This is a genomic window from Streptomyces sp. MH60, from assembly GCF_002939385.1.
Classification (GTDB): Bacteria; Actinomycetota; Actinomycetes; order Streptomycetales; family Streptomycetaceae; genus Streptomyces.
Genome location: NZ_MULI01000066.1, coordinates 1 through 12,591, shown reverse-complemented (window position 1 = coordinate 12,591; position 12,591 = coordinate 1). Strand labels below are relative to the sequence as shown.

Below are 12,591 nucleotides of genomic sequence, written 5' to 3'. Positions count from 1 at the left end.
GGATGACCGCCGGGACCGCGAGTCGGGACACGACCGTGGATCCATGGAGGCGCCGCACCGTCCCCGCCCAGGTCGCCGTACACCACTGATCACGAGGAGCCGCCTGATGTCCGACTTCGTACCCGGGCTAGAGGGAGTCGTCGCCTTCGAGACGGAGATCGCCGAACCCGACAAGGAGGGCGGCGCCCTTCGCTACCGCGGCGTCGACATCGAGGACCTGGTCGGGCACGTCTCCTTCGGCAACGTCTGGGGCCTGCTCGTCGACGGGGCCTTCAACCCCGGCCTGCCGCCCGCCGAGCCCTTCCCCATCCCCGTGCACTCCGGCGACATCAGGGTCGACGTCCAGTCCGCCCTCGCGATGCTCGCCCCGGCGTGGGGCCTCAAACCCCTGCTGGACATCGACGCCGCACAGGCCCGCGACGACCTCGCCCGCGCCGCCGTCATGGCCCTGTCCTACGTCGCCCAGTCCGCGCGCGGCCAGAGCCTGCCCATGGTTCCGCAGCGCGAGATCGACAAGGCCCAGTCGGTGGTCGAACGCTTCATGATCCGCTGGCGCGGCGAGCCCGACCCCAAGCACGTCGCCGCCGTCGACGCCTACTGGACCTCCGCCGCCGAGCACGGCATGAACGCCTCCACGTTCACCGCCCGCGTCATCGCCTCCACCGGCGCGGACGTGGCCGCCGCCCTCTCCGGAGCCGTGGGCGCCATGTCGGGCCCGCTGCACGGCGGCGCCCCCTCGCGCGTCCTGCACATGATCGAGGAGATCGAGCGCACCGGCGACGCCGAGGCCTACGTCAAGAAGACCCTCGACGCGGGTGAGCGCCTCATGGGCTTCGGACACCGCGTCTACCGCGCCGAGGACCCGCGCGCCCGCGTCCTGCGCCGCACCGCCCGCGAACTGGGCGCCCCGCGCTACGAGGTCGCCGAGGCCCTGGAGAAGGCCGCCCTGGCGGAGCTGCACGCCCGCCGCCCCGACCGGGTGCTGGCCACCAACGTCGAGTTCTGGGCCGCCATCATGCTGGACTTCGCGGAGGTCCCGGCCCCCATGTTCACCTCGATGTTCACCTGCGCCCGTACCGCCGGCTGGTCCGCCCACATCCTGGAGCAGAAGCGCACCGGCCGCCTGGTCCGCCCCTCCGCCCGCTACATGGGCCCGGGCACCCGCGACCCGCGCGAGATCGAGGGCTACTCCGACATCGCGGGCTGACCGCCCCCCGGCCCTGAACGCAGGCGACCCGCGAGTCTGGTTCCTCCGTGGAGGAGCCGGCCGGACGTACCGGCGACTCGCGGGTCGGGTGACTGCTTGGGATTGGGCCGGCTGCACGCTTCACTCACGCGCTGGTCCGGCGCCGCACTCCGTGTGGTGCCGGGCCGCTAGCCCGCAGCCACCTCACGCGTCCGGATCTCATACATCTGCCGAACCACCTCCCTTCTTGTGTAGCGCCCACCCTAAGAACCGGTCGGCCGCCGATCAATCGAATTTCCGGATGGATTCGTCGTCGATCTCCCATGGACGCGTCTGCGCTGGTCACCTACGGTTTCGCCCATGACGAAACGACTGGGGGAGCCGCCGGTCAGGCGGGCGATAGTCAGCGGGTCGACGTTCGAGGAGCGGATCGGGTACGCCCGGGCCGTCGTCGACGGGGACTGGGTGCACGTGTCGGGGACGACCGGGTTCGACTACGCGTCGATGACGATCTCCGAGGACGTGGTGGAGCAGGCCGAGCAGTGCCTGCGCAACGTCGGGGCGGCGCTGGCCGAGGCGGGGTGCACGTTCGCGGACGTGGTGCGGGTGCGCTACCTGCTGCCCGCGCGGGAGGACTTCGAGCCCTGCTGGCCCGCGCTGCGGCGGGCGTTCGGGCAGGTGCGGCCGGCCGCGACGATGATGGTGTGCGGGCTCGCGGACGAGCGGATGCGCATCGAGATCGAGGTGTACGCGCGGCGCGGGACGGTCGCGACCGGTGCGGGCTCGGCGCTGCGGATCGCGCCGGTGGACGGCGACGCCATGGTGGAGGAGTGGCGGCACGTGCACAACGTGATCGTGCCGCCGGCCGCCATGACCCCCGACGAGGCGCGGGAGCGCGCCGGGCGCAACCGGCTGGCCAACGCCTACCTCGGGGACGTGCTCGTCGGCTGCTCCACCGTGCGGCCGCCCGGGGGCGAGGAGCGGGCGGCGACCGTGATCGCGCGGGTGCTGCCGGCGTACCGGGGGCGCGGGATCGGCACCGCGCTCTACGAGGCGGGGCTGGCCCACGCGCGCGAGCTGGACGCCGGGGCGGTGGAGACCGTGGTGCTGGCGGCCAACGCCGACGGGTTGCGGTTCGCCGGGGCGCGTGGGTTCGTGGAGAAGGAGCGGTACGTGCTCGACGGCGAGCGCGAGGAGTGGGTCGACCTGAGGCTCGCCGGCGCCCGCCCGGCCCGATCCGCCGCGCCCCCGTCATGACGGGGGCTTATGCCGAGTTTCCGCAGTACAACGATTTCCGCGAACTTGCGGGAACCCGGTGTGTGCCGCATCACGTTCGAGTTGAATGAAGGCCAGTGAACGAACCGACGTACGGTACGGCGGACGCAGCCTGCAGGGGGTCCAGGTGAGTGCTTCGCGGCGTAGTGGGACCACCGACGAGCTGGGTCCGGACGAGCCGGAGCAGCCCGAGCGGGACGGCGCGGACCTGTTGGCCGCGCTCCTCGACGGCATGGACGCGGCCCTGTGCGCCTTCGACGCGGACGGGGTCGTGACCCATTGGAACCGCGAGGCGGAGCGGATCCTCGGCTGGAGCGCGGCCGAGGCCGTGGGACGGCAGGGCTTCGCCGGATGGGCCGTGCGCAGCGCGGACGCCGGTGAGGTGGAGGACCGGCTGCTGTCCGCGATGCGGGCGCCGGGCCGCCAGGTGCACGAGTTCGCGCTGCTGACCAAGGACGGCGGCCGGGTGCTGGTGCGGACGCAGTCCGCGGCGGTCCGCGGTCCCGACGGGAAGCCCGCCGGGGTGTACTGCGCGTTCAGCGAGGTGCACGCGCAGATCGACCTGGAGCGGTCCATCGCACTGAGCGAGGCCCTGCTGGAGGACGCCAGCTGGGGTGTCGTCCTGGTCGACGTGGACCTGCGCCCCGCCGTGGTCAACGCGCACGCCGCACGGGCGCTCGGAGCCGGGCGCACGTCCGTGCTGGGGCGGCCGCTCGGCGATCTGCTCGCCCAGGGCGTGGAGGAGCTGGAGAACGCGCTGACGCACGTCCTGGCGGAGGGCGCGCCGCCCGGGCCCGCCGAGGTCTGGGTGAGTCTGCGCACGCCGGAGGGCGAGCGGCGCCGGTGCTGGCGCAGTGGGTTCGTGCGGCTGGCCTCGCCGCTCGCGGAGGAACCGGTGCCGCTGGGCGTCGGCTGGCTCTTCGAGGACGTCACGGAGTCGAAGCAGAGCGAGCAGGAGGCGTCGCTGCTGCGCTTCCGGGCCAACCAGCTGCACCGGGCGGCGCGTGCCGCGGCCGAGTGCGAGGACCCGGCGGAGGCCGCGATCGTCCACCTGGACTTCGCGCTGGCCGGGTTCGCCGACCACGCGCTGATCGACCGGGTGGTGGGCGGGGCGACGTCGGACACCGACGCGGCCGAGCCGGTGCGGCTGGTGCGGGTCGCGGCCACCCCGTCCGGCGCGCCGGGGCCCAGCGTGCCGTCCGGTACGGCCGGGATGCCGGTGCGCTACGGCGAGGGGCACCCCGCCGTGCAGTGCGTGGAGCGGGCGGGCTCGGTGCGGGCCAGCGCCGGTGTGCGGGCGGTCCCGGCGGAGCAGGTGCGCCGGTGGGCCAGGGCCCGCCAGTGGCCGGAGGACACCGTGCACGGCCTGTGCGCGGCGCTGCGCAGCCGCGGCCGGACGCTGGGCGTCGTCACCTTCCTGCGCGGCGCGGGACGCAGCGCCTTCGAGCGGGCGGACGCGATGTACGCCGAGGACGTGGCGGTGCGGATCGCCACCGCCCTGGACCTGGCCGGCACGCTGGAGCGGCCGTAGCCGGCGGGCCGCCGGATTCGGCTCAGCGGCGGTAGAAGATCCGGTCCCGGTACTGCTCCAGTACCCGCCCGTTCCACTCGTGGCCGCCGTCCACGTTGCCGGAGCGCAGCAGCGGCGGTTCGACACCGCGGTCGGCGAGGGTCGCGGCCGCCGTCGCCGTCATGGCCTGCATGAGGGCGCTGGTGACGACCGTGGAGGCGGGGGCGAAGGGCGCCGGGACGGTGTCGAGGGTGAGTTCCGCGTCACCGACGGCGATCTTGGAGTCCAGTACGACGTCGCAGTGGTCCTTGAGGAACGTGCCGGAGACGTGCCGCGACGTCGTCTCGGCGGCGTACGCCACCGAGGTCACGCCGATGACCCGGACGCCGAGGGCGCGGGCGTTCATGGCCATCTCCACGGGCAGGGCGTTGCGCCCGGAGAGGGAGATGATCACCAGGGCGTCGCCCTCGCGCAGCGGGGAGGAGTCCAGCACGGCGCTCGCGAGGCCGTCGACGCGTTCCAGGGCGGAGCCGAGCGTGGCCGGCATCACGTCGACGCCGACGACGCCGGGCACGGCGAGCAGGTTCATCAGGGCGAGTCCGCCGGCGCGGTACACGACGTCCTGGGCGGCGAGGGAGGAGTGACCGGCGCCGAAGGCGAAGAGCCGGCCGCCGCTCAGCACGGTGTCGGCGAGCAGCGTGCCGGCCGCCTCGACACTGTCCGCCTCCTCGTCGCGGACACGTCGCAGGAGGTCGATCGCCGCGTCGAGGAACTGACCGGCCGGCTTGTGGTCGCTCATGCGGGACCCCTTCGGAGTGGCTGCGTCGCGGATCACGGTGCGGTCTGGACCAGCGCGGTGTCAATACGGCGTCGGGGCGGCGCGGAGGGCCCGGACGGGCGCGGCCGGGCCCGGCTTTTCGCGGCGAGGCACGGTTGTCGGTGGTATGCGTCAGAATTGGTGGCAGGGCCAGCGCACGCGCCGGTGGGCCTCAGCCTCCGGCAATCTCATCGAGGGGCACGTATGTCCGGACTGATCGACACCACGGAGATGTACCTCCGCACCATCCTGGAGCTGGAGGAGGAAGGTGTGGTCCCGATGCGCGCCCGGATCGCCGAGCGGCTCGACCAGAGCGGTCCCACGGTCAGCCAGACGGTGGCGCGGATGGAGCGTGACGGGCTGGTGTCCGTGGCGGCGGACCGGCATCTGGAGCTGACCGACGAGGGCCGGCGGCTGGCGACGCGCGTGATGCGCAAGCACCGACTCGCGGAGTGCCTGCTGGTCGACGTGATCGGCCTGGAGTGGGAGCAGGTGCACGCGGAGGCGTGCCGCTGGGAGCACGTGATGAGCGAGGCGGTCGAGCGCCGGGTGCTGGAGCTGCTGCGGCACCCGACCGAGTCGCCGTACGGGAACCCGATCCCGGGCCTGGAGGAGCTGGGCGAGACGGACGGGGCCGACCCGTTCCTGGACGAGGGCATGGTGTCCCTCGCCGACCTCGACCCGGGGATCGAGGGCAAGACGGTCGTCGTGCGCCGGATCGGCGAGCCGATCCAGACGGACGCGCAGCTGATGTACACGCTGCGCCGGGCCGGGGTGCAGCCCGGCTCGGTGGTGAGCGTGACCGAGTCGGCGGGCGGCGTGCTGGTGGGCAGCGGCGGCGAGGCCGCCGAGCTGGAGGCGGACACCGCCTCCCACGTGTTCGTCGCCAAGCGCTGACCGCGCGCCCCGGAGGGGCCCGTCGGCCGGGGCCCGTCGATTCGGATTCCAGTGCGCGGAATCGCAGCGGCCGGACGCTTCGCGTGCAAGGCTGTGGCGTGAGGCAGCGGACGTGAGGGGCTCTTGGCCCGTGGCTGACAGCGATGTCGCCCGGCCGGAGAGGGGGAGGGGCGTGCCGGAGAGACGGAGAGGGCCCCGGCGCCGTGCGGCGCCGGGGCCTGTCCTCCCCTGTGCTGACCTGGAGCCCCGAGCTCTCAAGGTCAATCCCCTCGGACCGTTTTCCCCGAGCGGTCCGCCTCCCGTTGAAGATCTCCCCTGGGCGGCGGCGATCAATCCCTGAGCGGTGTCACTCGAATGAGGGGTGTTGCTCGTCGAAACGGCTCTTTCGAATGCGTATTCGATAAGTTGGCTACTCTGCACGGCAGGCAGGACACGGTTCACAGGACGGCCGGCCCGCGAGGGCGGGCGGGTCCGAGCGGAGCTTGGGGGTGCCAGGACCTATGGCGCGGCGCATCGACGTGACCGGCGCGGGCGGTGTACGCCTCGCGGCCTGGGAGTTCGGCGACCCTCCCAAGACCGACCGGGCGTCCGACCCGGCCTCCTCCGGGTCCGGCGCGGGAGACCTGCCCGGCGTGCTGTTATTGCACGGCCTGATGGGCCGCGCCTCGCACTGGGCCGCCACGGTCCGCTGGCTCTCCGCCCGCCACCGGGCGGTCACCCTCGACCAGCGCGGCCACGGCCGCAGCGACAAGCCCCCGCGGGCCGCCTACACCAGGGAGGCGTACGTCGAGGACGTCGAGGCCGCCCTGGAGCAGCTCGGTCTCGGCCCGGCCGTGCTCATCGGCCACGCCATGGGCGCGCTGACCGCCTGGCAGCTCGCCGCCAAACGCTCCGACCTGGTCCGCGGCCTGATCATCTGCGACATGCGGGCCTCCGCCCTCGGCACCGCCTCCCAGCACACCTGGACCGAATGGTTCCGCGCCTGGCCGGTCCCCTTCGCCACGCTCGCCGACGTCCGCAAGTGGTTCGGCGAGGACGATCCATGGGTGGAGCGGCCGAACCCGGCCCGCGGCGAGTTCTACGCCGAGGTGATGGCCGAGTCCCCGGACGGCTGGCGCCCCGTCTTCGAACCCGAGCAGATGCTGCGCTCCCGTGAGACCTGGGTCTACGACGCCCACTGGGAGGAGCTGGCCCAGGTGCGCTGCCCCACCCTGGTCGTGCGCGGCCTCGACGGCGAGCTGGGCCGCGCCGAGGCCCAGGAGATGGTCCGCGTCCTGCCGAACGGCCAGTACGCGGAGGTCGCCGACGCCGGTCACCTCGTCCACTACGACCAGCCGGAGGCGTGGCGGGCGGCCATCGAGCCGTTCCTGAACACCCTCGGGGACGCCTGAACACCCTCGGGGACGCCTGAGCGCCCTCCGGGACGCCTGAGCACCCCCTGGGACGCCTGAGCGCCCGCCCGCCGACCGTGCGCCGCCCGCGCCCGGGAGGGCCGGTCCGTCACCCCTTGCTGACCGCCACGAGGATCTCCGGCAGCCGGTCCGCCGTGCGCGGCGCGGCCAGCCGCAGGCCGAGCAGCGTCAGCGCCGCGCCGTACACCGCGCCGACCGGCAGCAGCACCCAGCCCACGTCCCCGGCCCGCTCGCTCACGTTCAGCCAGATCGTCAGCGCGATCACCGGAGCGCACAGCAGGGCCGCGCCGATCATGCCGCCGAAGATCGAGACCCAGGCCAGTCCGACCTGACCCGGGGCGACGTTCTTGTACCCCTCCTGCGGGATGGAGTACGGGAAACGCGCCGAGGTCCACGCGCCCGTCGCCAGCATCGCGCCGAGCAGCGCGAAGGACAGGCCGAGCGCCTCGGGCAGGGCCCGCCAGTCGTCGAGCATCGCGGTGGTCAGCACCGTGACGAGGGTGGCGTACGGCAGCGTGATCAGCAGCAGCGCCAGCGCGCGGGCCCGCAGTTCGACGTAGGCGTCCCGGGTCGAGGAGATGGTCATCGCGACCATCCAGAACGCGGACGTGTCCTGCCCGAACTGGTTGTACATCTGGATGCCGAGCATCCCGGCGGCGAAGCAGGCGAAGTAGACCGAGCCGGTGCCCTGCCAGGCGTTGAACACCGGCACGATCAGACCGATGGCCAGCGAGGTCACCCACGCCGCCTTGGTCTTCGGGTCGCGCCACACATAGCGCAGGGTGCGCTCCATGGTGGTGCCCGTACGGCCCGCCGGCAGCCACCGGGCGAGTCCGGCCGAGCCGCGCTCGCGGATTGCCCCGGTGTCGCTCTGGATCGTGGAGCCGTCGGGCGCCGTCATCAGCCGCGTCAGGTGGCGGGCCCACACCCACAGCAGCAGCCCCAGCGCCGCGGCCGTCAGCGCCAGCTGGGCCAGCGCGATGCCGTACGACCCGTCGCTCGCCGCGTCCATCGCGCCGACCGCCGACGCCGGCGGCACCCAGCGCACCACGTCGGCCACCGGGTCCAGCTCGCCCAGCCCCGAGGAACCCAGCCGCTGCGCGCCGAAGTTGACGAGCTGCGCGCCCACCGCGACGACCAGCCCGCTCAGCACCGCGAGATCGCGCCCCTTGCGGCTGGTCAGCAGCCGTACGTTGGCGGCGGCGACGGCCCGCGCCAGGGTCACGCACACCAGCAGCGCGAGGACCGCGCCGACGACCCCGACGGCGTACGCCGCCCCGCCGTGCGCGACCGCGACCACGGACCCGGCGAACATGCACAGCGTGAACAGCGGCCCGATGCCCACCAGCGAGGAGGTGAGCAGGGCCCGCACCAGGGGGCCGGGCCGCAGCGGCAGCATCACCAGCCGGGTGGGGTCGAGCGTCTCGTCGCCGCCGGGGAAGAACAGCGGCATCACCGCCCAGCCCAGCGCGAGCACCGCCGCGAGCAGCACGACCAGCGAGTCCACGTGCGCGTACCCGCGCAGTGCGATCAGGCCGATCAGCTGGAGCGCGGCGAAGAGCAGCACGAGGACGGCGGAGGCGAGGTAGGCGGCCCGCCGCCCGCCGGACTGCCGCAGCCCGTTGCGCAGCAGCGACAGCTTCAGCCGTACGAAGACGGACGTGACGGACGCGCCGGAGGCGACCGGTGGACGGCCCGACGAACCGGACGGCACCGCCGCGGCCGGTGAGGTCGGCGCGCTCATCGGGACCCGCCGCCCAGCCAGTCCAGGTCCGAGCCGGCGTCCCGGCCCCCCGCACCGACGAGTTCGAGGAACGCCTCCTGCAACGACGCCGCCCCGCCGCGCACCTCGGCGAGCGTCCCGGTGGCCCGGATGCGTCCCGCGGCCATGACGGCCACCCAGTCGCACAGCGACTCCACCAGCTCCATGACGTGGGAGGAGAAGACGACGGTGGCGCCGGAGGCGGTGTAGCGCTCCAGGACGCCCCGGATGGTCTGCGCGGAGACCGGGTCGACACCCTCGAACGGCTCGTCCAGGAACAGCACTTCCGGATTGTGCAGCAGTGCGGCGGCGAGCCCGATCTTCTTCCGCATGCCGGTCGAGTAGTCGACGACCAGCTTGTGCTGGGCCCCCGCGAGGTCGAGCACGTCGAGGAGCTGGGTGGCGCGCTTGTCGACCTCCTCGCCGGGCAGCCCGCGCAACCGGCCGGTGTAGCCGAGCAGTTCACGGCCCGACAGCCGCTCGAAGAGCCGCAGCCCCTCGGGCAGCACCCCGATCCTGGCCTTCACCTCGACCGGATCGCGCCACACGTCGTGCCCCACGACCTCGACCGACCCCTGGTCCGGCCGCAGCAGCCCGGTCACCATCGAGAGCGTGGTGGTCTTCCCGGCCCCGTTGGGCCCGACGAGCCCGATGAACTTCCCGGCCGGCAACTCCAGATCGATCCCGCCCACGGCGACCTGCTGCCCGAACCGCTTCCAGAGCCCTCGCACGCGCACAGCGCTGTCACTCACCACGTCCCCCTCCGTCGCGATGAACCCTACGGGGGGAAGAGCGCCCCGAAAGGGGCGCGGGGAACTGCGCGAGCAACCACATCCGGCCGGCAGCCGCCGAAATCGGGCAACCCGGCAGATGAATGGGCGCCCCTAACGATCCCGACCGCACGCGTACGCCAACGCCGAGATCAACTCCTCCACATCCGGCAACCACCGATTCGCGGCCGTAGGCCGGCAGGCCCACTGCACCGCACCCCACGACCCGAACCGCGTCGGCGGCGCCGCCACATACGCCCCCTCCCCGAGCACGCCCAGATCGAGCACCCGGGGCGACCACCCCAACCGCCGCACGAGATCCGGCACCTTCGCCCCCGCACCCGGCAGCACGAAGAACCGCATCCGCCGGTCCGGTGCCAGCGTCACCGGCCCCAGCGTCAGCTCCATCCGCTGCATCCGCGCCAGCGCCAGGAACCCGGCGGTCTCCGGCACGTCGATCGCGTCGAACGTCCGCCCCGTGGGCAGCAGGATCGACGCCCCCTGCTGCTTCTGCCACATCCGCCGGGCGACGGTCGCGCTGCCCGTGGCCTGCGCCGCCCAGTCCTCGCGGGCCGGGTGCGCGCCCGGGGCGGCGCACGCCGGGTCGCCGCAGGAGCAGCGCTGCACCCCGTCGGCGGGCACCAGCCAGGTGCCGGGAAACACGTCCCAGTGACGCTCCTCGGCGTAGCGAACGGCGGTCTCCAGCAGCGACGTGCCGCGCTGCTGCGGGATCTGGGCGGCTTCGGTGCCGGGGATGGTCTCTTCCACGTGGGTCTCAACTCCCGTGCTCACCGGGGGTTACGGGCGCCGTGCGCGCGGGGGAGGTGCATCGGCACCGCACTCGGGGCGCATGGGTGCACAGGCGGGGGCGCGCAGGAGGATTCACCGCGGGAGCTGGGTAGCCAGCAGTGGGGCCGGCACCGGCCGTTACCCCGGCAATCCTCGCAAGCTCCGCAAGTCTCGCATTGTCGGCACATCGACGGGGCATTGATCTTCACGGCCGGATCTCTTTCGTCCGACGATCCGCCGGGACAGCATCGAGACCGCATGAGACCGCATGGGGGTTACGCCATGGCCGCAAGGCCTCTCGTCGCGCGGCAGCCGAACGAACGACTGCAGGCGCTCATTCAGGAAGCGGGCTGCTCGAACGCGGGCCTCGCCCGCCGGGTCAACGTGTGCGGGGTCGAGCACGGTCTCGACCTGCGGTACGACAAGACCTCCGTGGCCCGCTGGCTGCGCGGACAGCAACCGCGCGGCCGGGCACCGGCGATCATCGCCGAGGCGCTCGGACGCAAGCTCGGCCGTACGGTCACGATCGACGAGATCGGCATGGCCAACGGCAAGAACCTCGCGTCCGGCGTCGGCCTCCAGTTCTCGCCGACGGTACTGGGAGCCATCGAGCAGGTCTGCGAGCTGTGGCGCAGCGACGTGGGGCGCCGGGACTTCCTGTCCGGTTCCTCCGTCGCCTCCTCGGCGCTCGTCGAGCCCAGCCGGGACTGGCTGATTTCCGCCCCCGACCCGCAGGTGTCGCGTTCGGCGGGGCCGCGGGTGGGCCAGTCCGACGTGGCGGCCGTGCGCGCGATGACCCAGGCGCTGGTGGACCTGGACCACCAGTACGGCAGCGGGCACGTGCGCCCGGTCCTCGTCCACTACCTGAACAGCGTGGTCTCCGGACTGCTGGCCGGCTCCTACCGGGAGGCGGTCGGACGGGACCTGTTCGCCACGGTCGCCCGCCTGACCGAACTGGCCGGATACATGGCCGTGGACACCGGCCAACCCGGCCTCGCCCAGCGGTACTACATCCAGTCGCTGCGGCTCGCCCAGGCGGCCGGGGACCGCGGCTACGGCGGGTACGTCCTCGCCGCCTCCATGAGCCACCTCGCCGCACAGCTCGGAAACCCGCGCGAGATCGCCCAGTTGGCGCGGGCGGCGCAGGAGGGGGCACGCGGGCGGGTGACGCCGCGCGCGGAGTCGATGTTCCACGCGGCCGAGGCCCGCGGCCACGCGCTCCTCGGCGACGTACGGGCGGCCCACGAGGCGGCCGGACGGGCGGTCGGCGCGATGGAGTCGGCCGATCCGGCCTCCGGCGACGACCCCGTGTGGATCGCGCACTTCGACGAGGCCTACCTCGCCGACGAGTTGGCGCACTGCCACCGGGACCTGGGGCAGGCGGACGCGGCCGCCCGCTACGCGCGGCAGTCCCTGGACGGACACCCCGAGTCGCGGGCACGCAGGCGGGCCATCGGGCATGTGCTGTTGGCCACGGCGCAGGTGCAGCAGCGCGAGATCGAACAGGCCTGCAACACGGCGACGAAGGCGGTGGAACTGCTGGAGACGCTGCGCTCGAACCGGGGCGCCGAGTACCTGGACGACTTCCAGGCCCGGCTGGAGCCGTACCGGGAAGAGGCCGTGGTCAGGGAGTTCGGTGCCCGGCTCGACCTCCAGACCGCGGCGTGAACGGATGGGGCGCGGATGAGTGAACGCGCGTGAAACTCCGGCGCGATGAGCGGAAACGGACATCAACAGCGCGCCGCGGCCTGGTTTTGTTACTGCGGTCACAGGGAAGGAGCTGACGCCCCGGGCGGCGTGGCAGTGGGCTCGGGGGACCCGGTAGCGTGAGCCGACGATTCCGAAGGTCCCCCATTCGTAGGAGTCCCGGTGACGCAGAGTGGACAGGGCGAGGAGCCCTCGCCGCGGCAAGCGCGCGAAGGCATCGTGCTGCCCTCGGACGGCGGCGAGCCCTTGCTGCCCGGTCGGGCCGGCACTCCCGTCGGCCCGCAGACCGGTGGCCCGGCACCCGCCTCCGCGCCGCCCGGCGGTCAGGCCTGGGACCGGCCCTGGGGCCCCGACCAGCAGCAGGGGTCGCCCGCCACCCAGAGCTGGCCCACGCCGCCCGGCGCCCAGCCGTGGGGCGTCCCGGAGACCCCGCAGCAGTCCGCGCCGCCGTCGGCGCCGCAGGCCT

10 protein-coding genes and 1 pseudogene are annotated in these 12,591 nt (G+C 73.4%); 7 read left to right on the top strand and 4 right to left on the bottom strand.

The window, feature by feature from the left end; translation table 11 throughout:
- Positions 1-106 precede the first annotated feature (106 nt).
- The 3 genes from BZZ08_RS29605 to BZZ08_RS29595 all read left to right on the top strand — a co-directional run bounded on the left by BZZ08_RS29605 (position 107) and on the right by BZZ08_RS29595 (position 3,992).
- Positions 107-1,207, top strand: a complete 1,101-nt coding sequence (locus BZZ08_RS29605; RefSeq protein WP_104635281.1) for a citrate synthase 2 — start codon at positions 107-109, stop codon at positions 1,205-1,207.
- Positions 1,208-1,546: 339 nt separating this feature from the next.
- Positions 1,547-2,443, top strand: a complete 897-nt coding sequence (locus tag BZZ08_RS29600; RefSeq protein WP_104635280.1) for a GNAT family N-acetyltransferase — start codon at positions 1,547-1,549, stop codon at positions 2,441-2,443.
- An 85-nt stretch (positions 2,444-2,528) separates the two neighbouring features.
- On the top strand, positions 2,529-3,992 hold the full coding sequence (locus BZZ08_RS29595) for a PAS domain-containing protein (RefSeq protein ID WP_198601761.1): 1,464 nt from the start codon (positions 2,529-2,531) through the stop codon (positions 3,990-3,992).
- 22 nt (positions 3,993-4,014) lie between these two features.
- Here the strand turns inward: BZZ08_RS29595 and BZZ08_RS29590 are convergent, their stop codons facing one another.
- Complete coding sequence (locus BZZ08_RS29590; RefSeq protein ID WP_104635279.1) at positions 4,015-4,770, bottom strand: SIS domain-containing protein; 756 nt, start codon at positions 4,768-4,770, stop codon at positions 4,015-4,017.
- 222 nt (positions 4,771-4,992) lie between these two features.
- Between BZZ08_RS29590 and BZZ08_RS29585 the strand changes: the two genes are divergently transcribed.
- Positions 4,993-5,685, top strand: a complete 693-nt coding sequence (locus tag BZZ08_RS29585; RefSeq protein WP_104635278.1) for a metal-dependent transcriptional regulator — start codon at positions 4,993-4,995, stop codon at positions 5,683-5,685.
- A gap of 500 nt (positions 5,686-6,185) precedes the next feature.
- The gene (locus tag BZZ08_RS29580) at positions 6,186-7,076 is read left to right on the top strand and encodes an alpha/beta fold hydrolase (RefSeq protein ID WP_104635277.1); all 891 of its coding nucleotides are present in this window, start codon (positions 6,186-6,188) and stop codon (positions 7,074-7,076) included.
- Between the two features lie 109 nt (positions 7,077-7,185).
- On the opposite strand, the gene BZZ08_RS29575 is transcribed toward BZZ08_RS29580, so the two are convergent.
- The 3 genes from BZZ08_RS29575 to BZZ08_RS29565 form a co-directional block, all read right to left on the bottom strand.
- Positions 7,186-8,841, bottom strand: a complete 1,656-nt coding sequence (locus tag BZZ08_RS29575; protein WP_104635276.1) for a transporter — start codon at positions 8,839-8,841, stop codon at positions 7,186-7,188.
- Complete coding sequence (locus BZZ08_RS29570) at positions 8,838-9,614, bottom strand: ABC transporter ATP-binding protein (RefSeq protein ID WP_198601760.1); 777 nt, start codon at positions 9,612-9,614, stop codon at positions 8,838-8,840. The genes BZZ08_RS29575 and BZZ08_RS29570 overlap by 4 nt, the downstream gene beginning before the upstream one ends.
- Positions 9,615-9,743: 129 nt before the next feature.
- Entirely contained in the window at positions 9,744-10,397 is a 654-nt protein-coding gene (locus BZZ08_RS29565) for a bifunctional DNA primase/polymerase (RefSeq protein ID WP_104635274.1), read from the bottom strand.
- A gap of 303 nt (positions 10,398-10,700) precedes the next feature.
- On the opposite strand from BZZ08_RS29565, the gene BZZ08_RS29560 reads away from it, so the two are divergent.
- On the top strand, positions 10,701-12,086 hold the full coding sequence (locus tag BZZ08_RS29560; protein ID WP_104635273.1) for a transcriptional regulator: 1,386 nt from the start codon (positions 10,701-10,703) through the stop codon (positions 12,084-12,086).
- 201 nt (positions 12,087-12,287) lie between these two features.
- Positions 12,288-12,591 (top strand): annotated as a pseudogene (locus tag BZZ08_RS29555) (hypothetical protein); the annotation flags it as partial.